General features: G+C 65.0%; 21 protein-coding genes and 1 pseudogene. 13 read left to right on the forward strand and 9 right to left on the reverse strand.

The annotated features are described in order from the left end of the window. Positions 1–5 precede the first annotated feature (5 nt). The 7 genes from dld to AADJ04_RS00245 form a co-directional block, all read right to left on the reverse strand. Positions 6–1763: a D-lactate dehydrogenase gene (dld, locus tag AADJ04_RS00215; protein ID WP_341238347.1), complete on the reverse strand. Its 1758-nt coding sequence runs from the start codon at positions 1761–1763 to the stop codon at positions 6–8. Then, positions 1760–2899: an FMN-dependent L-lactate dehydrogenase LldD gene (gene lldD, locus AADJ04_RS00220; protein WP_341238348.1), complete on the reverse strand. Its 1140-nt coding sequence runs from the start codon at positions 2897–2899 to the stop codon at positions 1760–1762. Before lldD ends, dld begins: the two co-directional genes overlap by 4 nt. Next, positions 2896–3681, reverse strand: coding sequence for a transcriptional regulator LldR (gene lldR, locus AADJ04_RS00225; RefSeq protein WP_341238349.1), 786 nt, complete (start codon positions 3679–3681; stop codon positions 2896–2898). Before lldR ends, lldD begins: the two co-directional genes overlap by 4 nt. A 22-nt stretch (positions 3682–3703) precedes the next feature. Continuing rightward, positions 3704–5404 carry an L-lactate permease gene (gene lldP / locus AADJ04_RS00230; protein ID WP_341238350.1) on the reverse strand — a complete coding sequence of 567 codons (1701 nt, stop codon included), beginning with the start codon at positions 5402–5404 and terminating at the stop codon, positions 3704–3706. A 452-nt stretch (positions 5405–5856) separates the two neighbouring features. Then, positions 5857–6891: a DctP family TRAP transporter solute-binding subunit gene (locus AADJ04_RS00235; RefSeq protein WP_341238351.1), complete on the reverse strand. Its 1035-nt coding sequence runs from the start codon at positions 6889–6891 to the stop codon at positions 5857–5859. Positions 6892–7050: 159 nt separating this feature from the next. Continuing rightward, positions 7051–7989, reverse strand: a complete 939-nt coding sequence (locus AADJ04_RS00240; protein ID WP_341238352.1) for a lysylphosphatidylglycerol synthase transmembrane domain-containing protein — start codon at positions 7987–7989, stop codon at positions 7051–7053. Next, positions 7986–8999 (reverse strand): glycosyltransferase family 2 protein, encoded by a 1014-nt coding sequence (locus tag AADJ04_RS00245; RefSeq protein ID WP_341238353.1) that lies wholly within the window; start codon positions 8997–8999, stop codon positions 7986–7988. Before AADJ04_RS00245 ends, AADJ04_RS00240 begins: the two co-directional genes overlap by 4 nt. A 150-nt stretch (positions 9000–9149) precedes the next feature. Between AADJ04_RS00245 and AADJ04_RS00250 the strand changes: the two genes are divergently transcribed. Genes AADJ04_RS00250 through AADJ04_RS00260 form a run of 3 tightly spaced genes read left to right on the forward strand, consistent with a single transcriptional unit; the run spans position 9150 to position 13065 of the window. After that, positions 9150–10703: a glycosyltransferase family 39 protein gene (locus AADJ04_RS00250; protein ID WP_341238354.1), complete on the forward strand. Its 1554-nt coding sequence runs from the start codon at positions 9150–9152 to the stop codon at positions 10701–10703. Further along, positions 10700–11710, forward strand: coding sequence for an NAD-dependent epimerase (locus AADJ04_RS00255; protein ID WP_341238355.1), 1011 nt, complete (start codon positions 10700–10702; stop codon positions 11708–11710). Before AADJ04_RS00250 ends, AADJ04_RS00255 begins: the two co-directional genes overlap by 4 nt. Continuing rightward, positions 11707–13065, forward strand: a complete 1359-nt coding sequence (locus AADJ04_RS00260; RefSeq protein ID WP_044395799.1) for a UDP-glucose/GDP-mannose dehydrogenase family protein — start codon at positions 11707–11709, stop codon at positions 13063–13065. Before AADJ04_RS00255 ends, AADJ04_RS00260 begins: the two co-directional genes overlap by 4 nt. Positions 13066–13119: 54 nt before the next feature. Here AADJ04_RS00260 and AADJ04_RS00265 read toward each other — a convergent pair whose 3' ends face one another. Both AADJ04_RS00265 and AADJ04_RS00270 read right to left on the reverse strand, forming a co-directional pair. Beyond that, positions 13120–14418, reverse strand: coding sequence for a TRAP transporter large permease (locus AADJ04_RS00265; protein WP_341238356.1), 1299 nt, complete (start codon positions 14416–14418; stop codon positions 13120–13122). Further along, complete coding sequence (locus AADJ04_RS00270; RefSeq protein WP_207373123.1) at positions 14415–14951, reverse strand: TRAP transporter small permease; 537 nt, start codon at positions 14949–14951, stop codon at positions 14415–14417. Before AADJ04_RS00270 ends, AADJ04_RS00265 begins: the two co-directional genes overlap by 4 nt. 390 nt (positions 14952–15341) lie before the next feature. On the opposite strand from AADJ04_RS00270, the gene AADJ04_RS00275 reads away from it, so the two are divergent. From AADJ04_RS00275 to AADJ04_RS00320, 10 genes and pseudogenes are all read left to right on the forward strand, one after another. Next, positions 15342–16280 (forward strand): LysR family transcriptional regulator, encoded by a 939-nt coding sequence (locus AADJ04_RS00275; protein WP_207373122.1) that lies wholly within the window; start codon positions 15342–15344, stop codon positions 16278–16280. 206 nt (positions 16281–16486) lie between these two features. Beyond that, complete coding sequence (locus AADJ04_RS00280) at positions 16487–17374, forward strand: amino acid ABC transporter substrate-binding protein (RefSeq protein ID WP_288484242.1); 888 nt, start codon at positions 16487–16489, stop codon at positions 17372–17374. 108 nt (positions 17375–17482) lie between these two features. Further along, the gene (locus tag AADJ04_RS00285; protein WP_341238357.1) at positions 17483–18382 is read left to right on the forward strand and encodes an amino acid ABC transporter substrate-binding protein; all 900 of its coding nucleotides are present in this window, start codon (positions 17483–17485) and stop codon (positions 18380–18382) included. A 108-nt stretch (positions 18383–18490) separates the two neighbouring features. Continuing rightward, positions 18491–19249 (forward strand): amino acid ABC transporter permease, encoded by a 759-nt coding sequence (locus AADJ04_RS00290; RefSeq protein WP_044395810.1) that lies wholly within the window; start codon positions 18491–18493, stop codon positions 19247–19249. Between the two features lie 2 nt (positions 19250–19251). After that, positions 19252–19917: an amino acid ABC transporter permease gene (locus AADJ04_RS00295; protein ID WP_044395812.1), complete on the forward strand. Its 666-nt coding sequence runs from the start codon at positions 19252–19254 to the stop codon at positions 19915–19917. 149 nt (positions 19918–20066) lie between these two features. Next, positions 20067–20804 carry an amino acid ABC transporter ATP-binding protein gene (locus AADJ04_RS00300; protein WP_044395814.1) on the forward strand — a complete coding sequence of 246 codons (738 nt, stop codon included), beginning with the start codon at positions 20067–20069 and terminating at the stop codon, positions 20802–20804. Positions 20805–21108: 304 nt separating this feature from the next. After that, positions 21109–22149, forward strand: a complete 1041-nt coding sequence (gene pyrC / locus AADJ04_RS00305) for a dihydroorotase (protein WP_341238358.1) — start codon at positions 21109–21111, stop codon at positions 22147–22149. Further along, positions 22134–22871 carry a DUF3025 domain-containing protein gene (locus AADJ04_RS00310; RefSeq protein ID WP_341238359.1) on the forward strand — a complete coding sequence of 246 codons (738 nt, stop codon included), beginning with the start codon at positions 22134–22136 and terminating at the stop codon, positions 22869–22871. Before pyrC ends, AADJ04_RS00310 begins: the two co-directional genes overlap by 16 nt. Before the next feature lie 217 nt (positions 22872–23088). After that, a complete protein-coding gene (htpX, locus tag AADJ04_RS00315; RefSeq protein ID WP_341238360.1) occupies positions 23089–23967 on the forward strand; it encodes a protease HtpX in 879 nt (292 codons plus the stop codon). Positions 23968–24170: 203 nt separating this feature from the next. Continuing rightward, positions 24171–25727: pseudogene (locus AADJ04_RS00320) on the forward strand (methyl-accepting chemotaxis protein); the annotation flags it as partial. Positions 25728–25757: the final 30 nt, after the last annotated feature.

A 25757-nucleotide genomic window follows, 5' to 3' on the forward strand; every position in this document is an offset into this window, starting at 1 on the left:
CGCGCTCAGGCGTTTTCGGAGTACCCCTTGGGCCAGCCGCCGATGGCGTGGTTGCACTCCTGCCAGTTGCGCCCGCGCGGCGTGTGGCCGATGCCGGGATTGAAGGTGTTGGTTGGGTCCAGCGATTGGTAGAAGCCCGCCAGCGCAGGCTTGGCCACGTAGAGGTGGCCCACGTTGTGCTCGGCGGGGTATTCAGCACGGCGCGCGTCCAGCAGCTCCCACATACGGTGCTCCATGGCCAGCGGGTCCACGCCTTTCTTCACGATGTAGTCCTGGTGGAACACATGGCAGAAGAAGTGGCCGTAGTACAGCTTGTGCACCACATCGCGCTCCACGTCCTGCGGCAGTTGCTCCACCCATTCGCGGTCGTTGCGGCGCAGGGCAATGTCCAGCGCCACGATGTCTTCGACCTCGCGGCGGTGCACCTCGCGGTAGCGGATGGCTGCGCCTGCGATGGCAAAGCGGTGCAGGAAGGCCTTGCGGCCTTCGTCGGCATCGCACTCGAACCAGCCGCCCGCCGTGTGCGCAGGCGCAAAGTGTTCGGCCAGAAAAGCGCGCGTGGCTTCCACCTGGTCGTTCGATACGCGCACCAGCAGGTGGTGCTCGTACAGGTCGCGCCACTGGCGCACGCGCCGAGGCAGGTGGCTGGGCAGCAGACGGGTCACCGCCTGGATGGCGTGGTCCACAAAGCCGCGCATCCCCAGGCGTTCAAAGAACCCATCGAACCGGCTCTTGAGTGCAAAGGCCGCAGGCACGCGGGCCGTGCCAAAGTGGTTGATGAGCAGGAAGGTGTCCTTGCCGTACTTCTCGCCAATGTCAAACGCCGTGCGGTGGATGTATTCACCGGCAATGGGTGGGCGGGGCAGGGCGGTGAGCAGGTGGCGGCGCACCGCGGTGAGGTCATCGGGCGTGTTGCTGCCGATGTAGAACACGGTGCTGGGTTCCTTGGGGAAGGTGTCCAGCCGCACGGCAAACAGGCACACCTTGCCTGCGGAACCCGAGGCCTCGAACAGGCGCGATGGGTCGGCATTGAAGCGGGCGGGGGTGTCGGCATCCACGGCACGCACGTCCTGGGCGTAGCGGGCATCAGAGGCCGCGCGGCCTGTGTCGCGCTCAACGTCAGCCTCGGCGTAGTCGCCGTTCTGCAGGCGGGTCAGGATTTCTTCGGGCGTGTTGCCCAGGGCGATGCCCAGGTGGTTCACCAGCTCCAGTGTGCCGTCGTCCTTCACGCGGGCATACAGGGCCAGTTCGGTGTACGCCGGGCCGCGGCGCACCAGCGCGCCGCCCGAGTTGTTGCAGATGCCGCCTAGCACCGACGCGCCGATGCACGACGAGCCGATGACCGAGTGCGGCTCGCGCCCCAGCGGGGCCAGCGTCTGCTCCAGCTTGTCCAGGGTGGCACCGGGCAGGCACACCACCTGATCGCCCCCGGCAATCACCTGCACACCGGTGATGCGCAGCGTGTTCACCAGCACGATCTCGCGGTCGTAGTTGGCACCGTCGGGGGTGGAGCCACCCGTCAGGCCCGTGTTGGCCGCCTGCATGATGACGATGCGGCCCGCCGCCACAGCGGCCTGCAGCACCTTCCACTGCTCCAGCAGCGTGCCGGGGCGCACCACGGCCAGCACCGGGCCTTCGCCTGTGCGGTGGCCTTTGCGAAAGCGCCGCGTGGCCTGGTCGTCGGTCAGCACATGGGCAGCACCCACGGCGTCACGCAATTGCGCCAGCAAAGCCTCGCGGCTGATTTGCGGGACCACGCTCATGCTTCGCGCGCAAGCAAATCAGCGGAGATGTCGGCCACCTTGGCCACGCTGGTCAGGGTCATGGCGACGCGCATCTCTTTTTCCAGCAGCTCCAGCAGGTGCTTGACGCCCGCCTCGCCCGCAGCGGCCAGCGCGTAGATGTAGGCGCGGCCGATCATGGCGCAGTCGGCACCCAGGGCCAGGGCGCGCACCACGTCCAGCCCGTTGCGGATGCCCGAGTCGGCCATTATCTTGATCTGGCCCTTCACTGCGTCCGCAATGGCGGGCAGAGCGCGGGCGGAAGACAGCACGCCGTCGAGCTGGCGGCCACCGTGGTTGGAGACGATGATGCCGTCCGCGCCAAAGCGCACGGCGTCCTTGGCGTCTTCAGGGTCCAGGATGCCCTTGATGACCATCGGTCCCTTCCAGAAGGCGCGAATCCACTCCAGGTCTTTCCACGAAATGGACGGATCGAAGTTGGCCCCCAGGTAGCCCATGTAGTCCGCCAGGCCTGTGGGGCTGCCCCGGTAGGCGGAGATGTTGCCCAGGTCGTGCGGGCGGCCCAGCAGGCCCACGTCCACCGCCCAGCGCGGGTGCGTCACGGCCTGCCAGTAGCGGCGCAGCGGGGCGTTGGGGCCGCTCATGCCCGAATGCGCGTCGCGGTAGCGGGCGCCGGGCACGGGCATGTCCACCGTGAACACCAGGGTGGAGCAGCCTGCGGCCTGGGCGCGCTCCAGCGCGTTCTGCATGAAGCCCCGGTCTTTCAGCACGTAGAGCTGGAACCACATGGGGCGTTTGATTTTGGGCGCCACTTCTTCAATGGGGCAGACCGACACGCTGGACATGGTGAACGGAATGCCGTGGCGGTCAGCCGCGCGGGCGGCCTGCACCTCGCCGCGGCGGCGGTACATGCCGGTCAGGCCCACGGGCGACAGGGCCACGGGGATGCTGAGCTTTTCGCCGAACAGCTCGATGCTGGTGTCGAGCTGGCTCATGTCCTTGAGCACGCGCTGGCGCAGCGCCACGGCGGCGAAGTCGTCCACGTTGCGGCGCAGCGTTTGCTCGGCATAGGCGCCGCCGTCGATGTAGTGGAACAGGAAGGGGGGGAGAAACTGTTGCGCTGCTGCGCGGTAGTCGGCGCTGGAAGAGATGATCATGATGGTGGCTGTTTCAGGTCTTGGGGGGCTAGATCCAGGGGCAGGCGCATGGAACGTTCGCGCCGTGCGCGGTCTTCGTCCATGCGCTGGATGGTGGTGCGCACATGCTCCAGGTGCTCGCCAATGCATTCGCGTGCGCGCTGCGGGTCGCCGTCCAGAATCGCCTGCATCAGCGCCTGGTGCTGCGCCGTGAGGGCTTGCAGCGTGACGGGCGCGCTCAGGCGGAACATGTCGTGGCGGTTGCGCTCCACGGTGGAGAGCACCACGGTGAACAGGCTCTGCATCACCTGCACCAGCACCAGGTTGTGCGAGGCTTCGGCAATGGCCAGGTGGAACTGCGCATCGGCGCGCGCAGCCAGCTCGGCGTGGCCGCTTTGCTGGTGCTGCAGCATCACTTCAAAGCAGCGCTGGATGTGGGCTTTGTCTTGCGCCGTGGCGCGCTGTGCGGCCAGCCAGGCGGTGCTGGTTTCGAGCGCGTGGCGGGTCTCCAGCACGTCGTAGCGGTAGTGCGGGTCTGATTCGATCAGGCCCGCCAAAGGCACCATGGCTTCTTGCAGCCACTCTGCGGGCTTGTGGATCTGCTGCACATAGGTGCCGTCGCCGCGCCGGGCCGAGAGCACGCCCTGGCTGGTGAGCTTCTGGATGGCTTCGCGCACCGAGGTGCGCGACACCCCCAGCTCCTCCGCCAGTTGCCGTTCTGCGGGCAGCTTTTGTCCGGGCTGCAGTCCGCGGTCTTGCACGAGGGCAAGCAGTTTTTCGACAACGTGATCGGCCAGGCGCATGGGGGCTCTCGGATTCAGGGTTTCAATGACCCGGAATCATCCACGTAAACACATACGCCTGCAGCGTGCAGATGATGCCGATGATGGCGGCGAACACCAGGCTGTGCTTGACGGTGAAGCGGAACAGGTCCGATTCCTTGCCCGCCAGGCCCACGGCCGCGCAGGCGATGGCGATGGACTGAGGCGAAATCATCTTGCCGGTGACGCCGCCCGTGGTATTGGCCGCCACGGTGAGCACGGGCGACAGGCCCAGCTGGTTGGCCGTGGTGGCCTGCAGTGCGCCAAACAAAGCGTTGGCCGAGGTGTCCGAGCCCGTGAGGAACACACCAATCCAGCCCAGGAAGGGCGAGAAGAACACAAACGCCTGGCCCGTGTGGGCCAGCGCCAGGGCCAGCGTGGCCGACAGGCCCGAGTAGTTGGCCACGAAGGCAAAGGCCAGCACCATGCCGATGGAGTAGATGGGGATGACCAGCTCGCGCACCGTCTCGCCCAGCGTGGCCACGGCCTTGGCGGGCGAGAAGCGGGCAAAGGCGATGGTCAGGATGGCGGCAATCAGGATGGCCGTGCCAGTGGCGGCCAGCCAGTTGAAGGTGTACACCGCGCCGTAAGGTGTGGCCTGCGCGACCACCGGGGGCATCTTGGCGACCAGCTTGTCGAGCATGGGCACGGGGATGTTGATGATGGTGGAAGCCAGCGGGCCACCGGCAGCAAACAGTGCTTTGAAGGGCTTGAGGCTCCACAGCGTGACCATCGCGGTCAGGATGATGAAGGGCGACCAGGCCTTGAGGATGGCGCCTGCGGTAAGGGGCGCTGTGGCACCGGCTTGGGGCTTGGCTGTAGCGGGTGCTTTCGTGCCGGTGGTCTGGCTGGTCGTGCTTTCTGCCGTATCAAAACGGAAGATGCGCTTGGGCTGCCACACCTTGAGGAAGGCCGTCAGGGCAATCAGCGAGACGATGGCGGAGGTGATGTCGGGCAGCTCGGGGCCGATGTAGTTGGCGGTGAGGAACTGCACCACGGCGAACGAGCCGCCACCCACCAGCACGGCAGGCCAGGTCTCCTTCACGCCGCGCCAGCCGTCCATGATCGCCATGATCCAGAACAGCACCAGGATGGTCATGAAGGGCAACTGGCGCCCGGCCATCTGGCCGATGAGGAAGGGGTCAATGCCCGACACCTGCCCCGCCACGATGACCGGAATGCCCATCGCGCCAAAGGCCACGGGGGCGGTGTTGGCGATCAGGCACAAACCGGCGGCATACAGCGGCTTGAAGCCCAGGCCCACCAGCAGCGCAGCGGTGATGGCCACGGGGGCGCCAAAGCCAGCCGCGCCTTCCAAAAACGCACCAAAGCAGAAACCCACCAGGATGAGCTGCAGGCGCTGGTCGTGCGTGACGGACAGGATGGAGCTGCGGATCACATCAAACTGCCCGGTCTTGACCGACAGCTTGTACAGAAACACGGCCGCCACAATGATCCAGGCGATGGGCCACAGGCCATAGAAGAAGCCATACACGGCCGAGGCCAGCGCGGCGCTCACGGGCATTTTGTAGAACAGCAGCGCCACGCCCAGGGCCAGCAGCACCGTCACGGTGCCCGCCTGGTAGCCCTTGAGCCGCAGCTTGGTCAGGGCCAGAAAGAAGAAGACGATGGGAATGAGGGCTACGAGCGCGGAGAGCCAGATGTTCCCGGCCGGGTCGTAGTTTTGTTGCCAGAGGGTTTGCATAACGAAGACAAAGACATTGAAACGCAGACAGGGGCCCAGGGCCCATGGCTTTCTTCACCGCAGTGGACGCGCCGACCAGGCGGCGTGGTCTCCGGGCTAGCTCACATTGCAGGTCGGCGGGCGACCTGTGCTTGCGGGCCTGCGTGAAAGGGGCGGGCGGCGCCTTGCTTTCACAGGTAGACATTGGCCTAAATTGGTGTGACCAAAAAATGCTTATCCATGCGAATTGGCGAGATTCTGGGTCTTTCCGGGAGGTATGCCTGATAGGGTTAATACTGATTTATGGTCTTTGTAGCTTTATTTTTCTTTATTGGTATTACCAATTTTAAATCGGTAGGTTGCGTTGTCTTAGTCGGGCTTCTGCCCAGTTGGGGTCAGGGTTTTAGGCATAAAAAAAGCTTCTAGCGCTTGCTGTACAAGCGCTAGAAGCTATGGTTTTAGGAGCGTTGCGTTTACTTGCGTGCAGCAATCGCCTTTTCAGCGGCGGTCACCAGTTCGGCGCCGATCTGGTTCTTCCACTTGTCGTACACGGGGCGGGTGGCCTTCACGAAGGCTTCGCGCTCGGCGGCCGACAGCTGGGTCACGGTCACGCCGTTGGCAGCGATTTCCTTGAGCAGGGGCTTGTCGGCTTCCACCATGCCTTTGCGGGCGATGGCGATTTCTTCCTTGCCTGCGTCAATGGCCGCCTGCTTCACGATCTCGCGGTCGGCGGGTGTCCAGCTGTTCCAGATGTCTTTGTTCACCACAAAGATCAGCGGGTCGTTCACGTAGCCCCACATGGTGATGTGCTTTTGCGCCACGGTGTGCAGCTTGGCGGCCTGGTACACCGCAATGGGGTTCTCCTGGCCATCCACCGCGCCGCTGGCGAATGCGGGTTGGGCATCGGCCCAGCTCATCTGCGTGGGATTGGCGCCCAGGGCGGTGAAGGTGTCCAGGAACAGGGGCGAGCCCACCACGCGGATCTTCAGGCCCTTGAGGTCGGCGGGCGACTTGATCGCGAGCTTGGAGTTGGAGATTTCGCGGTAGCCGTTTTCGCCCCAGGCCAGCGGCACCACGCCTGCCTTGTCCAGTGTGGCGAAGATTTGCTTGCCCACGTCGCCCTGCGTCACCGCGTCCACGGCTGCGTAGTCGGGGAACAGGAAGGGCAGCGAGAACAGGTTGAGCTGCTTGACCTGGGGCGACCAGTTGATGGTGGAGCCCACGGCCATGTCGATCACGCCCTGGCGCAGCGCGCTGAATTCGCGCGTCTGGTCGCCCTGGATCAGCGATACGCCAGGGTACAGCTTGATGTTGATGCGGCCATTGGTGCGCTCGCGCACTTTGTTGGCCCACAGCTCGCCGCCCTTGCCCCAGGGGAAGGCGGTGCCCAGCACCAGCGACATGCGGTATTCGCTCTTGTACGCCGTCTGTGCGATGGCGGCTGGCGCCGTGAAGGCGAGGGCGGCGGCAGCGGCCAGGGCGGTGGTGAGGAAGGTGCGCAGTTTCATGGAGTCTCCTTACTATGAAATAAATAGCTGGTAGCGCTTTTTTGACAAGCGTTAGGGCCACTTTCTACCATCAAAGTGATGTTTTGCTGGTGGCGGCGGGTGCGGCAGCCGTGCCCGCGAGGGCGGGGGCAGCGTGCCAGCGTTGCCCATGGTGCGGCGCTACGGATGGTTGTCGCGCGTGGCACCGAGGCCGAACGCCAGCGCCCCTGCGCCGCCCTGCACCAGTCCATACAGGCCATACACGAGGGCCGCACCCACGGCGCCGGCGGCGTCCACGCCAAAGGGCGCCAGCGCCAGCACGGCGGCGGCCTCGCGGGTGCCCCAGCCCCCGACGCTGACGGGCAGCGCAGCCAGCAAAAAGATGGGCGCCATGGCAAAGACCCAGGCCGACCAGGTTGCCTGCACCCCCAGGGCCCATGCACCCGCTGCCAGTGCGGCGGCCGACAGCACCTGCACCGCCATGGATGCCAGCGCCTGGCGCAGCAGCCGCTGCCCCGTATCGGGCTGGTTGGCCAGCGTGTGCAGCGCGGCCAGCCAGCGGTGCGGGGGCGCTTTGCGGCGGCGCAAATGCCGCATGCCGGCCCAGGGCAGCACCAGCCCCAGGCCGGCGGCCAAGCCTGCCAGGCCGGCCAGGGCCCAGGCAGGCACCCCCGCCCAGGGCGCCAGCACCGGGGCCGAGGCCAGCGCACCCAGGGCCCCGAGCACGCACAGCATCCACACCCCGCTGAGCCGGTCCAGCACGACCGAGGCACTGGCCGCCATGGCACTCTCCCCGCTTTGCCGCAAGGCCACCGCCCGGTACACGTCGCCGCCCACCACGGCGCCGGGCAGCAGGGCGTTCAGGCCCATGGCCTGGAAGTACCAGCGCAGCGCAGACCGGCAGGGCATCGCGGCTCCCAGCCACTGCACCAGCGCCCGCCAGCGCAGGGCGGACACGATGTTGGATGCCAGCGCCAGCGCCAGCCCCGCCAGAAGCCACAACGGCTGCGCCTGTCGCAGCCGCTGCCACAGCTGCGAAAGATCCGCCAGCACCACCACGCCCAGCAAGAGGCCCAGACCCAGCAGCCCGCGCAGCAGGGCCTTGTGGGCGCGGCTCATGCCAGCGGGGCGTCAGGTGGGCCGGCTGCAGGGGCTGCGTCGGCCAGTGGGTCGTGCTCGTGCGCGTAAAACTGGGGCTGCCCCCGGCCTTCGTGGTAGATGCGGATCAGCATCTCGCCCACCAGACCGGCCACGATGAGCTGCAGCCCCATCAGCAGCAGCATCACGCCCGTGATCAGCAGCGGCCGCCCGCCCACATCGTGCCCCAGCAGCTTGAGCCCCGCGAGCCAGGCCAGCATCAGCAGGCCCGGCGTGGCCAGCCACAGGCCCATGCCGCCAAAGGCGTGCAGCGGCCTGTGGCGATAGCGCATGAAGAACACGATCAGCATCAGGTCCAGGATCACGCGGAAGGTGCGGTCGATGCCGTATTTGGAAACGCCCCGGGTGCGGGCGTGGTGGCGCACCGGCACCTCGGTGATGCGTGCGCCGGCTTCTTTGGCCAGCGAGGGGATGAACCGGTGCAGCTCGCCATACAGGCGGATGCGGTCGATGATGGGGCGGCGGTAGGCCTTGAGCGCGCAGCCGTAGTCGTGCAGGTGCACGCCGGTGCTGCGCGAAATGAGCCGGTTGGCCAGCATGGAGGGCAGGCGTCGCGACAGGGCCTTGTCCTGCCGCTGGTGGCGCCAGCCCGACACCATGTCCACGTCGGGGTCGGTCTCCAGGCGCTGCAGCAGCAGGGGGATGTCCTGGGGCTCGTTTTGCAGGTCGGCATCCAGCGTGACCACATAGCGGCCGCGGACCCGGTCAAAACCCGCCTGCAGGGCGGCCGACTGGCCGTAGTTGCGTACCAGGCACACCGCGCGCAGCCAGGGCCGGCCCTCGGCGAGCTCGCGCAGGCGGGCAGCACTGCCGTCGCTGGAGCCGTCGTCTACCGCAATCAGCTCGAAGCTCAGGGGCTGGGTGGCCATTGCCCCATGAATGCGCTCGACCAAGTCGGGAAGATTCTCGAGTTCGTTGTAAATGGGCACCACAATCGAGACTTCGGGCGGTGTGGTGCTGGAATCGCGCATGGGTTGGTTCGGGTGTGGTCAATGGACTTGGTATTGTGCCAAGGCAAAGGCCCGCCAAGCCGCTGCCCGCCTTGCTCTCTGGGCCGCTGCGGCTTTATTTTCTGGTTACCTACCTTGTCTATTGCTCCGCCGCCCCGTTGGTCCCCCTGGATGCACCCGCTTGCGTGGTGCCTGCTCTGGATGCTCGCCCATGTGGCGTCGCGCGTGGCGGTGTCGCCAGCGCTGGAACTGGATGAGGCCGAACAGGCGCTGTGGAGCCAGACGCTCGCCTGGGGTTATGGCAGCCAGCCGCCGCTGTACACGTGGCTGCAAGCGGGGTGGTTTGCCCTGCTGGGGCCGAGCGTGCTGGCCCTGTCGAGCCTGAAATTCATGCTGCTGGGCCTGACGCTGGTGCTGGTGTGGCGCACGGCCCTGCCCCTGATGCCCGAGCGCGCGGCGCTGTGGGCGGCGGCAAGCCTGCTGCTGATCCCCGCCATGGGGTGGGAATCGCTGCGCGATTTGACGCACTCGGTGCTGCTCACCTGTCTGGTCGCCGCCACCTGGTGGGCGCTGTTGCGCCAGCTGCGCCAGCCCCGCCCGGCGGGGTTCGCGCTGCTGGGGTTGCTGCTGGGGCTGGGCATGCTGTCCAAATACAGTTTCGCGCTGTTTGCCGCGGTGCTGGGCGGCGCACTGTTGTCGCTGCCGGCAGGCCGGGCACTGCTGCGCGAGCGTGGGGCCTGGTGGCTGCCGGTGTTGGCACTGCTCGTTGTGCTTCCGCATGGCCTGTGGCTGCTGGAGCACTGGCAGGCCGCCAGTGCCCCCACCGTGGGCAAGCTGCAGTCCGTTGGCGACCAGCACCCGGTGGTGCGCGGCGTGCTGAGCCTGGCCAAGGCGGTGCTGGCCAACCTGCTGCTTTTTGCCCTGTTGGCGCTGGTGGCGTTTCGCAGCGGCTGGTGGCGGTCCACGCCCCCGCCAGCGGTGGCGGAGCCCAGCCCGGGTCCAAGTCTTTCCGACAGTGTCTTGCCCCTGTTTGGCCGCTATGTGCTGCTGCTGGCGCTGGCGCTCGCGGCACTGGTCGTTGTGGGCGGTGTCACGCACATCAAGGGCCGCTGGCTCTACCCGCTGCTGTGTACGGTGCCGCTGATGGCGTTTGCCTGGCGGCCCGGGCTGGCAGGGCATCGGGGCGGCAGGCTGTTTGGCGGGATGCTGCTGGGCATGGCGGTGCTGGTGTGGCTGGCGCTGAGCCTGCGGGTCTGGGGCAATGGCCAGCGGGGCGCGCCCGACGAGCTGAACGAGCCCGTCGCCGCGCTGGCTGGCGCCCTGCGCGCAGCCGGTTATGACGGCCGCAGCCCCATCGGGGCCGGTGATGCCGTGCTGGCCGGGCAGCTGCGGCTGCAGTTTGTGCAGGCGCCGGTATCCGTGTGCAAGGTGCCCGCCCCGCAGGCCACGCCCCCAACGGAGCCGCTCGCAGGCGCATGCGCAGTGGAGGTGTTGCGCGGCGGGGCAGACCAGCGATGGCTGCAGGTGGCGCGCGGCGCTCCACAGCCGCCGTCCGGCTGGTGGCACACGCCCGCGCTGCCCACAACGCCGGTCACGCTGGAGCTGCCCTATCTGCACGCGAAAGCGGGCCAGCCTCCCATGCGCTACCAGTTTCTCTGGCATCCAGCCCTGGCAGTACCCTCTGCTGCCTCACCCCGATCCCCCAACCCATTGCCTTCGCCATGAACACTGTGCTTGTCACTGGCGCTGCCGGATTCATCGGAATGCACGCCTGCGCCCGCCTGCTTGCGCGCGGCGTCACCGTGGTCGGCATCGACAACCTCAATGCCTACTACGACCCGGCGCTGAAAGAAGCGCGGCTGGCGCGCCTGTTGCCGCACCCGAACTTCCGCTTTGAGCGGCTGGACATCGCTGACCGCCAGGCGTTGCCCGAGCTGTTTGCGCGGGTGCGCCCCGCCCGCGTGCTGCATCTGGCGGCTCAGGCGGGGGTGCGCTATTCCATCGACCAGCCGCACGCCTACGTGGATGCCAACCTGGCGGGCTTTGTGAACCTGCTGGAGGCCTGCCGCGCCTGGCCGGTGCAGCACCTGGTGTATGCCAGCAGCTCCAGCGTGTATGGCGGCAACACCCGGCTGCCCTTCAGCGAGGCCGACGCGGTGGACCACCCCATCAGCCTGTATGCGGCCACCAAGAAGTCCAACGAGCTGATGGCGCACACCTACAGCCACCTGTTCCAGCTGCCCACCACCGGGCTGCGTTTCTTCACGGTGTATGGCCCCTGGGGCCGGCCCGACATGGCGCTGTTCAAGTTCACCCAGGCCATCCTGGCGGGACAGACCATCGACGTCTACGGCCAGGGCCAATTGGTGCGCGATTTCACCTACATCGACGACATCGTCGAGGGCGTGCTGCGCGTGCTGGACAAGCCCGCCACGCCCGATCCGGCCTTCAATCCGCAGGCGCCACACCCCGGCCGCGGCCAGGCACCCTACCGGGTGTTCAACATCGGCAACAACCAGCCGACGGTGCTGATGGACTACATCGCCGCCATCGAGGCCGCGCTGGGCGTGCAGGCCAGCAAGCGCCTGCTGCCCGTGCAGCCCGGCGACATGACCGCCACCGCCGCCGACACCCGTGCGCTGGCCGAGTGGGTGGGGTTTGCGCCCAACACCGCGGTGAGCGACGGGGTGGCCCGCTTTGTACAGTGGTTCAAGGAGTTTTACGCAGCATGAAAGTCACCGTATTTGGCACAGGCTATGTGGGCCTTGTGCAAGGGGCTGTACTGGCCGATGTGGGCCACGAGGTGCTGTGCGTGGACGTGGACGAAGCCAAGGTGCAGGCTTTGCGCGCCGGGCGCATTCCCATCTATGAACCCGGGCTTCAGCCCCTTGTGGCGGACAACGCCGCCCTGGGTCGCTTGCGCTTTACCACCGATGCCGCCGAGGGCGTGCGCCATGCCGAAGTGCTGTTCCTGGCTGTGGGCACGCCGCCGGGCGAGGATGGCAGCGCCGACCTGCGCCACGTGCTGGCGGTGGCGCGCACGGTGGCGCAGCACATGGACAAACCGCTGTGCATCGTCAACAAATCCACCGTGCCCGTGGGCACCGCCGACCGTGTGGCCGCCACCGTGCGCGAAGGTCTGGCGGCGCGGGGGCTGGAACTGGAGTTCAACGTCGTCTCCAACCCCGAATTCCTCAAGGAAGGCGCGGCCGTGGCCGACTGCCAGCGGCCCGACCGGATTGTGATAGGCACCGACAGTGCCCGTGCCGAGCGCCAGTTGCGCGAGCTCTACGCCCCGTTCAACCGCAACCGCGACAAGCTCCTGGTGATGGACGTGCGCAGCGCAGAGCTCACCAAATACGCTGCCAACGCCATGCTGGCGACCAAGATCAGCTTCATGAACGAGATGGCCAACCTGGCCGAACAGCTGGGCGCCGACATTGAAGCGGTGCGCCAGGGCATTGGCAGCGACCCGCGCATCGGCTACCACTTCATTTACCCGGGCGCTGGCTACGGCGGCAGCTGCTTTCCCAAAGATGTGCAGGCGCTGATCCACACGGCGCACAGCGTGGGCCTGCGCCCCGTGGTGCTGGAGGCTGTCGAGCAGCGCAACGCCGCGCAGCAGCGCGTGCTGTTCGAGCGCATCCGCGCCCACTACGAGGGGCAGCTGCAGGGCAAGGTGATTGCACTGTGGGGCCTGGCCTTCAAGCCCAATACCGACGATATGCGTGCAGCCCCCAGCCGCACCCTGATGGAAGCGCTGTGGGTCGCGGGCGCCAGCGTGCAGGCCCACGACCCGGTGGCCATGGAGGAGGCCCGTCGGCTGTACGGCGAGCGGCCCGACCTGCGCCTGTGCGCCAGCCCGCTGCAGGCGCTGGAGGGCGCGGATGCGCTGGCCATCGTCACCGAATGGAAAGCCTTTCGCGTGCCGGACTTTGCGCGCATGGCCGAGCTTCTGCGCGACCGTGCCGTGTTTGACGGGCGCAACCTCTACCCGCCTGAGCTGCCTGCGCGTTATGGGCTGCACTACGTGTCGATTGGTCGGCCGGTCCCTGCGGCGCAGGGCCTGCCCTCAGGGCGACGCTGAAAACATTTCCCGGGATTCGCGGCGCATGAGGGACCTGTTCAGCGTTGCCTCAAGTCAGTAACCCAGCCTTGCGGGCAGCCACAGGGCCAGCTGGGGGAATGCAATCACCAGCACCATGACGAGGAACATGGCCAACAGCATCCAGCCAACCCAGCGCACGGTGGACTCCATGCGCACGCCGGCAATGCGGCACGACACCATGAGGTTCACGGCCAGGGGCGGGGTGAATTGGCCCAGCGCGACCTTGAGGGTGAGGATCACGCCGAACCAGACAGGGTCCCAGTGGTAGTGCTGCATGATGGGCAAAAGCAGCGGCACAAAGATCAGGAAGATCGAGATGCCATCGAGGAACATGCCCACGGTGATGAGCAGCACGATGAGCAGCGCCAGCACCCCGTATTCGCCCAGGCCCGAGTTCACGATGGCCTTGGCCACGGGGTCGATCACGCCGAGGGTAGACAGCGAATAGGCAAAGATGCCCGCCAGCGACACGACGATGAGGATCACCGCCGACAGCTCGCCCGATTCACGCAGGATGGGGAACAGGTCGCGCACCTTGATCGTGCGGTGGATCACCATGCCCACGAACAGGCCGTAGAACACGGCCACCACGGCGGCCTCGGTGGGGGTGAACCAGCCAGCGCGCATGCCGCCCAGAATCAGCACCGGAGCGGCCAGGCCCCAGGTGGCCTCGCGCAGGCTCTTCCAGAACGGCGGGCGGGGCATGGTGGCTTCGAGCGCGCCCATCTTGTGTTTGCGGGCCATCCACACGGCGGGCACGATCAGCGCAATGCCGGCCAGCACGCCGGGCACCATGCCGGCTGCGAACAGCGCGGGCACCGAGGCGCCGGGCACCAGCACCGAGTAGATGATGAAGGCGACCGACGGCGGGATCAGGATGTCGGTAGCCGCTGCTGCGCCCACCACGCTGGCCGAGAACGAGGGCGGGTAGCCCGCGCGCGACATGGCCGCAATCATCACGCCACCCACGGCGGCCGCATTGGCGGGGCCGGAGCCCGAGATGCCGCCCAGGAACATGGCCACGGCAATGGCGACCAGTGGCAGCATGCCGGGGCCACGGCCGACCATCGCCACGGCGAAGTTGACGAGCCTCAGTGCCACGCCCGAACGGTCAAAAATCGAGCCCACCAGCACGAACATGGGAATGGCCAGCAGCGGGTATTTGCCCAGGCCCGCGTAGAAGTTCTGCGGCACGGCCAGCAGGCCAAACCACTGGCTGTCGGCATTGGCCAGCGCAATGGCGGCGGCACCCGCCAGGCCCAGCGCAGCGCCAATGGGCACGCCCACGAACATCAGGCCCAGAAAGGCCACAAAGAGCAGCGTGGCGATCATGCTTGGGGCTCCTGTGGGCGGGCGGCTTCCGAATCATCGACCTTGCTGCGGCTGCGGCGGATGAACAGGCCCACGGCACGCAGCGTGATGAGGGCCGAGAACACGGGCAGCCAGATCGAATACCACCACTGCGGCACGCCAATGCCGGGCGAGGTTTCGCCAAAACGGTAGTCGTCCCACACCACGCGTACGCTGAGCACGGCAATCACGCCAAACAGCACAGCCACGGTGGCCGCGCCCAGCATGGACAGGCGCTTGCTGCGCAGGGCCGAGCCGCCCTCGGCAAAGTACTCGATGCGGATGTGCTGGTCGCGTGCGACGGCGGCAGAGCCTGCAATGAGTGCCAGGGCAATCATCAGGAAGACGGAGATTTCTTCCGTCCAGGCGAACGACGAATTGGTGAAGTAGCGCACCAGCACATTGGCAAAGGTGATGAGCGCCAGGGCCGCCATGACGATGACGGTGAGCCAGTCTTCAAACTGCAGTGAGCGGGGCTCCTGCTCGGACGGGCTGGGGGGAGGGGTGGAGGACATGGAGAGCGGGTGCGGAAAAACGGAACAGGTTTCAGAACCTGTTCAGAGTCTCTTTGCTGGCTTCAACGCAACCCTGTGGGCGAGTGCCTCGCCGCCCGATCTGCTGCGGGCCATGCTGGGTGAGCAACAGCGCCGACAAGCGTACGGGGCGATGGAGCGCATTCCAGGCCTTGCCCTCATCGCGGCAAGCCATGTCAGCAGCACCAAAAAGACTTTGAACAGGTTCTCAATGTCGATGCCCCGAGGATGTTGTGCAACCCAAGGCAGGACGTGGGCGCGTGGTTGAAGCCCCCGTTACATTATGCGACGCTTGAAGCGCCACCCATTCCGCAGGGCCTGTCGGCCGGGTTGCGTGCGCAAGGTTCCAGTCAGGCGCGGATAATGTTGCCGATGGAAACCAAGTGGTTAGAAGATTTCGTCAGCCTTGCGGAGACCCGCAGCTTCAGCCGTTCAGCCCAGCTGCGGCATGTGACACAGCCCGCGTTCTCGCGGCGCATCCAGGCCCTGGAAGCCTGGGCGGGCACTGATCTGGTGGACCGCAGTTCGTACCCCACGCGTCTCACGCCCGCGGGCAAGACGCTGTACGACCAGGCGCTGGAAATGCTGCAGGCACTGCAAAACACGCGCGCCATGCTGCGCGGACACACCAGCGCCGGCAAGGACATGATCGAGTTTGCCGTGCCGCACACACTGGCGTTCACGTTCTTCCCGGCCTGGGTGTCGAGCCTGCACGAAAAGTTCGGGCCCTTCAAAAGCCGCCTGATTGCGCTGAATGTGCACGACGCCGTGATGCGGCTGGTGGAAGGTGGCTGCGATCTGCTCATTGCCTACCACCACTCATCCCAGCCCTTTCAGCTGGATGCCAACCGCTACGAAATGGTCAGCCTGGGGCAGGAAGTGCTGTCGCCCTACAGCAAGCCCGACGCCGATGGCGACCCGCTGTTCCGCCTGCCGGGCCGCGCCGGGCAGCCACTGCCCTACCTGGGCTATGCGCCGGGGGCCTACCTGGGGCGGGTGACGGAGCTGATCCTGAAAGAGTCCCACACGCCCATCCATCTGGAGCGGGTGTACGAAACCGACATGGCCGAAGGCCTGAAAGCCATGGCGCTCGAAGGGCATGGCGTGGCCTTTCTGCCCCACAGTGCGGTGAAAAAGGAACTGCGTTCCAAGCGCCTGGTAAGTGCTGCACCCGCCGATACCGAAGGCTTGCAGATGACCATGGATGTGCGCGCCTACCGTGAAAAGCCTGCGGGCAAGGAGTCTGCCAAAGGCACGGCCCAAGCCCTCTGGGCCTACCTGCAAACGCAGTCTGGCCCATGCCTAGGGTAAATACGGGTATAAAAGTTTTGCATAACAGGGCGCGCAATCAGCATTGGTGTTTCACCAAACTGAAACGTACAGTCGCGCCTTGATCTGAAAGTCTGCAGTAAGTTTTTAGTTGGCCCGCGCGGGTGAATTGCACTTGCTGGCCGCCACCGGCGGGCAATGGCGCAAAGTTTGCAAGGTGCTTTCTGGGTCACGCAGGGAAACTTTGTATGACTAAACAATATTGGGGATTTGCATGGTGCCTTGCGGCCCTGTGCTGTGTGCCTGCCGCAACGGCCGCCACGGTGCTGGAGCGCATCAGCGCCGGGGGCAAGCTGGTGATTGCACACCGCGAATCTGCCGTGCCGTTTTCGTACGTGGCTTCGGGCAAGCCCGTGGGCTATGCGGTAGACCTGTGCCTGCGCCTGGCCGAAGTGGTGCGCAAGAAGACGGGCGCCAACGACATAGCGGTGGAGTTCGTCATGGTATCCCCCGCCAACCGCATGGAAATGATCGAGCAGGGCAAGGCTGATCTGGAATGCGGATCCACCACCAACAATGCCGAGCGCCGCCAGAAGGTGGCTTTCACGGTGCCCAACTTCATCACGGGCGCACGCTTGTTGACCAAGGCCTCCAGCTCCATTGATCGCCTCGAAGACTTGCAGGGCAAAATACTCGCTTCGACGCAAGGCACCACGCCCCTCAAGGCGGTGACGCAAGCCAATCGCGAGCGCCTGATGGGCATCAAGATCGTGGAGGCGCCAGACCATGCCCGTGGCGTGGAAATGGTCGAGAAGGGTGAGGCCGATGCGTTTTTGATGGACGATGTGCTCCTGTACGGTCTGGCGGCTGCACGCCCAGACCCGAAAGCACTCAAGGTGGTGGGCCGATGCGTCACCACCGAGCCCTTGGCCATCATGCTGCCCAAGAACGACCCCGAATTTAAAAAGCTGGTGGACGAAGAAATGAAACGTCTGATCACCAGCCGCGAGATCTATCCGATTTACGATAAGTGGTTTGCCCAACCTATCCCACCCCACAACAAGCCGTTGAACATACCGGTCAGCTATTTACTCAGGGACTTCTGGAAATACCCTACCGACCAGGTTCCGTTCTGAATAAGATGACCGCCCACGGCTTATTGCTGGAAGCACTTGCCCCGCCGGCACGATTGGCGTGCAAGCGCGCTTCCGATTCTCTCTGTCCTATCCACTAAGGAGACCTCTATGAAAAAGCATTTGTTGGCTATTGCCGTCACCGCCTTGGCTGCTGGCAGCGTGTTTGCTCAGGCGAACGACACGCTGGCCAAAATCAAGGCCTCCGGTAGCGTATCCCTGGGGGTGCGTGAGTCCTCCGGCTTGTCCTACACCCTGGGCAACGGCAAGTACGTGGGCTTCCACACCGAGATGGCTGAAGTCATCCTTGCCGATATCCAGAAGCAACTGGGCTTGCCCAAGCTGGACATCAAGTACCAGCCCGTCACCTCGCAAAACCGCGTGCCCCTGGTGACCAACGGCACGGTGGACCTGGAGTGCGGCTCCACCACCAACAACGCCGCCCGCCAGAAGGACGTGGCGTTTGCCGTGACCACCTATGTGGAAGAAGTGCGCATTGCCACCAAGGCCAACTCGAGCGTCAATTCCATCAAGGACCTGAACGGCAAGACCGTGGCCACCACCACCGGCACGACCTCGGTGCAGACCCTGCGCAAGCACGAACGTGCTGGCGGCATCGACTTCAAGGAAGTGTTCGGCAAGGACCACGCTGACAGCTTCCTGATGCTGGAAACCGGCCGTGCCGACGCATTCGTGATGGATGGCTCCATCCTGGCCGCCAACATCTCCAAGTCCAAGAACCCTGCCGACTACAAGATCGTGGGCGAAGTGCTGAGCGTGGAACCCATCGCCTGCATGCTGCGCAAGGACGACCCCGCCTTCAAGAAGGCTGTGGACGACTCCATCAAGCGCCAGATCAAGGACGGCTCGCTGGCCAAGCTGTACGACAAGTGGTTCATGCAGCCCGTGCCTCCAGCCAACGTGAAGATCGGCCTGCCTTTGTCTGAAGCCACCAAGGCTGCCTGGGCCAACCCCAACGACAAGCCCATGGAAGACTACGCCAAGAAGTAATTCCTGGATCACTTGCGCCCCTTCGAACAGTGGGTTTGAAGGGGCGTTTTTTGTTGGGCTTCCCAGCGGTGGCGCCAACGCAATATCAAATAACTAAGGGGTGATCCTATGAGTTGGGATTGGCAGGTGTTCTGCCAGGACACCATTGAACGGGAAGTGGTGCAAGGCTGCTTTGGCAAAGGCGGCGACATCACTTACCTGGACTGGATGCTGTCGGCCTGGGGGTGGACGGTGTCTGTATCGCTGCTGGCTTTGTTGCTGGCGTTGGTCATTGGCTCGCTGATCGGCACGTTGCGCACGTTGCCCAACAGCCCCATCGTGACCCGGCTGGGCAATGCGTGGGTGGAGCTGTTCCGCAACATACCGTTGCTCGTACAAATTTTCTTGTGGTACCACGTGGTGCCGACCCTGGTGCCAGCCATGAAGGGCGTGCCGGGGTTCGTGCTGGTGGTGTTTGCCTTGGGCTTTTTTACCTCGGCGCGTATTGCCGAGCAGGTGCGCTCGGGCATCCAGGCGCTGCCACGTGGCCAGCGATCTGCGGGCATGGCCATGGGGTTCACCACGTTCCAGACGTACCGCTACGTTTTGCTGCCGATGGCGTTTCGCATCATCGTGCCGCCGCTGACCAGCGAGACGATGAACATCTTCAAGAACTCGTCGGTGGCGTTTGCCGTGTCGGTGGCCGAGCTCACGATGTTTGCCATGCAGGCGCAGGAAGAAACCTCGCGCGGTATCGAGGTCTACCTGGCGGTGACCGGGCTTTACATCGTGTCGGCGTTCGCCATCAACCGCATCATGGCCTTCATTGAAAAGCGCGTGCGCATCCCCGGCATGGTGGTTGCGGGCGGCGCGGGCGGAGGTCACTGAACATGAATCTCGACTTTTCCTTCTACAACTGGGACCTGATCTCCAACTTCGTCCTGAAGGGTCTGTACTTCAGCCTGATGCTCACCCTGGTCGCCACCATTGGCGGCGTGCTGTTCGGCACGGTGCTGGCGCTGATGCGCCTGTCGGGTCGCAAATGGCTGGATGTGCCCGCCACCATCTACGTCAACGGCATGCGCAGCATTCCGCTGGTCATGGTGATTCTGTGGTTCTTCCTGCTGATGCCCGCCATCATCGGTCGCCCCATTGGTGCTGAGTTGTCGGCCGTGGTCACGTTCATCGCGTTTGAGGCCGCGTACTTCAGCGAAATCATGCGCGCGGGTATCCAGTCCATTCCGCGTGGGCAGGTGTATGCCGGGCAGGCGCTGGGCATGACCTACAGCCAGAACATGAAGCTGGTGGTGCTGCCCCAGGCCTTCCGCAACATGCTGCCTGTGCTGCTGACCCAGACCATCATCCTGTTCCAGGACACTTCGCTGGTGTACGCGATTGGCGCCTACGACATGCTCAAGGGCTTTGAAGTGGCGGGCAAGAACTTTGGCCGACCCATCGAGGCGTACCTGGCCGCTGCCGTCCTGTACTTTGTGATGTGCTACGCGCTGTCCTGGGCTGTGAAGCGCCTGCACCAGAAGATCGCAATTATTCGGTAGCCCCCCTGAGTCGCCTTCGGCGCCTTCCCCCGAGGGTGACGACGCCAGTGGCCTGGCAGAGCCAGCTCCACGGCGTCCCCGCATGAGGCCGCATCGGTCTTATGGGCGGCGCCCCGAAAAAGTGACAAGAGAAGAGATTGGAGAAAGAAATGATCGAACTCAAGAACGTATCCAAGTGGTATGGCCCAGTGCAGGTGCTCAACGAGTGCTCGGCCACCATCAGCAAAGGTGAAGTGGTGGTGGTGTGCGGCCCTTCGGGCTCGGGCAAGTCAACGCTGATCAAGACCATCAACGCGCTCGAACCCTTCCAGAAGGGCGAGATCACGGTGGACGGCATCAAGCTGCACGACCCCAAGACCAACCTGCCCAAGCTGCGCAGCCGCGTGGGCATGGTGTTCCAGCATTTCGAGCTGTTCCCGCACCTGTCGGTGACGGACAACCTGACGATTGCGCAGATCAAGGTGCTGGGCCGCACGGCCGATGATGCCAAGAAGCGCGGCCTGAAGATGCTGGAGCGCGTGGGCCTGATCGCCCACAAGGACAAGTTCCCCGGCCAGCTCTCGGGCGGCCAGCAGCAGCGCGTGGCGATTGCGCGCGCGCTGTCGATGGACCCCATCGTGATGCTGTTCGACGAACCCACGTCGGCGCTCGACCCCGAAATGGTGGGCGAAGTGCTGGACGTGATGGTGGGCCTGGCCAACGAAGGCATGACCATGATGTGCGTTACCCACGAAATGGGCTTTGCCCGCAAGGTGAGCAACCGCGTGATTTTCATGGATGTGGGCGGCCGCATTCTGGAAGACTGCTCGAAGGAGGAGTTCTTCAACAACCCCGACGCACGCCAGCCCCGCACCAAGGACTTTCTCAACAAGATCCTGCAGCACTGATGACTCTGCGGCGCGCTGCCGCAGTACGCTGGTTCAAAGGCACCCTCGGGTGCCTTTTTTTATGTGGACAGGTGCGGTGTGGGTCGTCGAGATCGGGGTGCGACGGTCAAGGCCGGCTTCCATCACGCTCCGGGCACAGTGTCTCAAGGCCTCGGGCAATAGAGGCCAATCGCTGTGTGCGCTTCTTGGGTTTGAAGTGATTTATGGCTCTAGCGCCCGTATGTAAAGCGCAGGCAGCTATGAAAAACATAGCAATTCTACAGAAGGCTGTGGCAGGGCTGGAGGCAATGGGACAATGGAGCCCATGACTGCAGCACCCCACACCCTCACCATCACCCGCCCTGACGACTGGCATCTGCATGTGCGCGACGGCGAACCCCTGCACACCGTAGTGCCCCACACGGCCGCCCAGTTTGGCCGCGCGATCATCATGCCCAACCTGCGCCCCCCGGTCACCACGGCCGAGCAGGCCCTGGCCTACAAACAGCGCATTCTGGCCGCCGTGCCCGCAGGCGTGAGCTTTGAGCCGCTGATGACGCTGTACCTCACCGACAACCTGCCGTCCGAAGAAATCGTGCGTGCCAAGGCCGCAGGCGTGGTCGCCTGCAAGCTCTACCCCGCCGGTGCCACCACCAACAGCGATGCGGGCGTGACCGACATCCGCAAAACCTACAAGACCCTCGAAGCCATGCAGAAGGCAGGCATGCTGCTCTTGGTGCACGGCGAAGTGACCAGCAGCGACATCGACCTCTTCGACCGCGAGGCCGTCTTCATCGAGCAGCAACTCATCCCGCTGCGCCGCGACTTCCCGGAATTGAAGATCGTCTTCGAGCACATCACCACCAAGGACGCTGCCGACTACGTGGCCCAGGCCGACCGCTACACGGCCGCCACCATCACCGCGCACCACCTGCTCTACAACCGCAACGCCATCTTTGTGGGTGGTGTACGCCCCCACTACTACTGCCTGCCCGTGCTCAAGCGCGAAACGCACCGTGTGGCCCTGGTGCAGGCCGCCACCAGCGGCAGCCACAAGTTCTTCCTGGGCACCGACAGTGCACCACACCCTGCACATCTCAAGGAACACGCCACTGGCTGCGCAGGCTGCTACACCGCGCACGCCGCCATGGAGATGTACGCCGAGGCGTTTGACAACGCGGGCGCGCTCGACAAGCTCGAGGGCTTTGCCAGCTTCCACGGCCCCGACTTCTACGACCTGCCGCGCAACACCGGCACCATCACCCTGCGCCGCGAGTCGTGGACGCCGCCCGAAAGCTTTGTGTTTGGCGAGGCCAACCTCAAGCCCCTGCGCGCTGGCGAAGCGTTGCCGTGGCGCCTGGTGTAGAGCGCATCGACTGGGCTGCCCCCTGGCTGCAGCCCTGGCAGACCCGGGGAGAGCCTCTGGCGGCTGCGCTGCAAGCGGCCGGTGTGCCAGTGCATGCCGCGCTTTCAGCCGCCCCCGCGCCGGTGCGTTTTGTGCCCCAGAGCGATCTGCCCGAGGGGCAGGCCTACGAGCAATTCATCTGGGACACCCGCTGCGTGCCCACGCGCGACAACCTGCACGATTTTTTCAACGGCCTGGTGTGGCTGGAATTTCCGCAGGCCAAGCGGCGCATCAACGAACTGCAGGCCCAGGCGATTGCGCAAGACGGCGTGGGCGCGGTGCGCGGTCCGCTGCGTGACGCGCTCACGGTGTTTGATGAAAACGGGGCCCTGTTGCAAGCGCCCACTGCGCTGTGGCAGGCCCTGCGCGCGCGGGACTGGCAGCGCCTTTTCATCGAGCTGCGCCCTTTGTGGGCCGAGGCCCGGCTGTTGCTGTTCGGCCACGCCCTGCTGGAAAAGCTGGTTTCACCACGAAAACCGATGGTAGCGCACGTCTATCAAGCGCCGCAAGCTATAAAATCCATAGCTGCTTTGGATGGCTGGCTGGCGCAGGCCATGCAGCCCCAGCCCTGGGATGCCAAGCCTTTCGCACCCCTGCCGGTGCTGGGGGTGCCCGGCTGGTGGCCGGGCAACGAAGCGCCGGAGTTTTACGCAGACGCCCAGGTGTTTCGCCCGCCCCGGTGAGCAGACATGCACTTGGGCTAAACCTTGGACAGGCGGCGTAATTCCCGCCATGGCCTGTGTGATAAGCCCTGCAGTGAGTTTGCCCCTACCATAGCGCGATGCAATCGCGTCCATGAAGGGGCGGCGGGCCGGCAATCCTGCCATCCATGCTTGAACTGCACGGAACCAGCCCCCACATGAGCGAACAAACACTTGTTGTTGACCCCACGGAGAGAACATGAAACGGATCTTGTTATTTGTACTGACCAACCTGGCCGTCGTGCTGGTGCTTGGGGTGGTGGCCAGCCTGCTGGGTGTAAACCGCTATCTCACCGCCAACGGCCTGAACCTGGGCGCGCTGCTGGGCTTCGCGCTGGTCATGGGCTTTGGCGGCGCCATCATCTCGCTGCTCATCAGCAAGCCCATGGCCAAGTGGACCTCGGGCGTGCGCGTGATCGACGGCTCCGGCTCGCCCGACGAGCGCTGGATTGTGGACACCGTGCGGAAGTTTGCTGACCAGGCCGGCATCGGTATGCCCGAAGTCGGTATCTTCGAAGGTGACCCCAACGCGTTTGCCACAGGTGCCTTCAAGAACAACGCCCTGGTGGCCGTGTCCACAGGCCTGCTGCAAGGCATGACCCGCGAAGAAATTGAGGCCGTGATCGGGCACGAAGTGGCCCACATCGCCAACGGCGACATGGTGACCATGACGCTGATCCAGGGTGTGATGAACACCTTCGTGGTGTTCCTGTCGCGCGTCATTGGCTATGCAGTGGACAGCTTCCTGCGCAAGAACGACGAGGAAAGCTCTGGCCCCGGCATCGGTTACTACGTGACCACCATCGTGCTCGACATCGTGCTGGGCTTCCTGGCTGCGATCATCGTGGCCTGGTTCAGTCGCCAGCGTGAATTCCGCGCCGACGCCGGTGCAGCCCAGCTGATGGGCCGCCGTCAGCCCATGATCAACGCCCTGGCCCGCCTGGGCGGCATGCACCCCGGCGAACTGCCCAAGAGCGTGGCCGCCATGGGCATTGTCGGTGGCATTGGCAAGCTGTTCAGCACCCACCCACCCATTGAAGAGCGCATTGCCGCCCTGCAAAACGCGCAGCAGCAATAACGACCGGCGCAACGCCTTCTCGGGCCTCAAGGCCGCCGCAGTCTGGTACTGCGGCGGCTTTTTTGTTTTGGGGCTGCTCTCGCGCGCGCAGTGGCAAGCTGGTGTCGGTTCGTTCAAGGGTTCGTCACCATTTGTCGATATCACTTCGGTAGCGGCCGCACCGGTAAGGCCGCGATTGTCATTTCCTCCTCACGAGAACCTCCATGTCTATCTCCCACGCACGTGTTGCAGTCCGCTTGGCCCTGGCTTTTGGAGTGGTCTGTCTCGTCATGTCCCTGTCGGCAGCGGTAGGCATCTGGCGACTGGCGGGCTTGCAGGACATTGCGGATGACCTGGGCGGTGCATCGTCCGAGCGCGCATTGCTGGCGCGTTAACTGCACGCGATCGTGGTGCTCAGCTCCGCCCGCGCGGAAACGCTGTTAGAGATCGACAACCCAGCTTACGCCGCGCGCATCGAAGCCGACCGCAAAACCACCTCGGTCCGTTCCTCTGAAGTGCGCAAGCGCCTGGATGAGCTGGCGGCAGATGCGGAGTCTCAGGCGCTATTCGACGCCATCGACAAGGCTGGCAATGGCTTTCGCACGGTGCGGGATGACCTCGTAAAGCGCCGCAAGGCGGGCGAGGCTTTGCCGCCGGACGCCATTGCCAACCAGCTGCGGCCTGCGGCTGATGCCTATGCGGCAGCGGTGAACAAGCTGGCCGAATTCCAGCGCCAGCGCGTGGCCGAGGCCCGTGAGGCCGCCGCGCGCAGCGAACGCCAAGGCATCACGCTGTTGGCGGCGGGCTCGCTGGTGGGCCTGTTGCTCAGTCTGGCCTGCGCTTGGCTGCTGTCGCGTTCCATTCTGCGGCCTCTGGCCCATGCCTCCGAAGTGACCGATCGCATTGCCGAAGGTGACCTCACCTCGGCTGTGCCCGAGCCGCAAACGGGCAGCCGGGACGAACTGCGTGCCCTGTTGGCGCGCCTAGCGGGCATGCAGGCGCGCCTGGCGGAGTTGGTGGTGGGCATGCGCCAGGCTAGTACGTCGGTAGCGGGCGCCAGCAGCGAGATAGCCGCAGGCAACAGCGATCTGTCGGCGCGTACCGAGCAGACGGCCTCCAACCTTGAAGAGATCGCTGCGAGCATGGAGGAACTCCTGGCCACCGTGCGGCACAGTGCTGATGCGGCTGTACAGGCCAACACCCTGGCCACGGATGCCAGCAGCGTTGCCCAGCGCGGCCGTGACGCTGTGGATCGTGTGGTGGGCACCATGGACGGTATCGCACTGTCGTCGCGCCGCATTGCGGACATCACCAGCGTGATTGACGGTATTGCGTTCCAGACCAATATCCTGGCACTGAATGCGGCGGTTGAAGCGGCGCGGGCCGGTGAGCAAGGCCGGGGCTTTGCCGTGGTGGCCAGCGAGGTGCGCAGCCTGGCGCAGCGCTCGGCCACGGCGGCCAAGGAGATCGGTGGGTTGATCAGCGACAGCGTGCGGCAGGTGGACGAAGGCACCCAACTGGTCCACGCTGCGGGCGGCACCATGGGCGAGATTGTCCAATCGGTGCAGCAGGTGGCCACGATCATTGGCGAGATCAGCACTGCCGCCCGCTAACAGACCACGGGCCTGAGCCAGGTGAGCGAAGCCGTGTCGCAGCTTGACCAGATGACCCAGCAGAATGCCGCGCTGGTGGAGGAATCTTCCGCTGCCGCGCAGGGCCTGCGGGTGCAGGCGCAGCAGCTGGCAGGCTTGGTGGAGGCCTTCCGCTTGCCTGCTGGTGCCGGTGGGCAGAAGGCGCTGCGCTCACGGGGC

Origin of the sequence: uncultured Acidovorax sp. (assembly GCF_964021665.1) — a bacterium.
In the GTDB taxonomy this organism is placed as follows: domain Bacteria; phylum Pseudomonadota; class Gammaproteobacteria; order Burkholderiales; family Burkholderiaceae_C; genus Acidovorax; species Acidovorax temperans.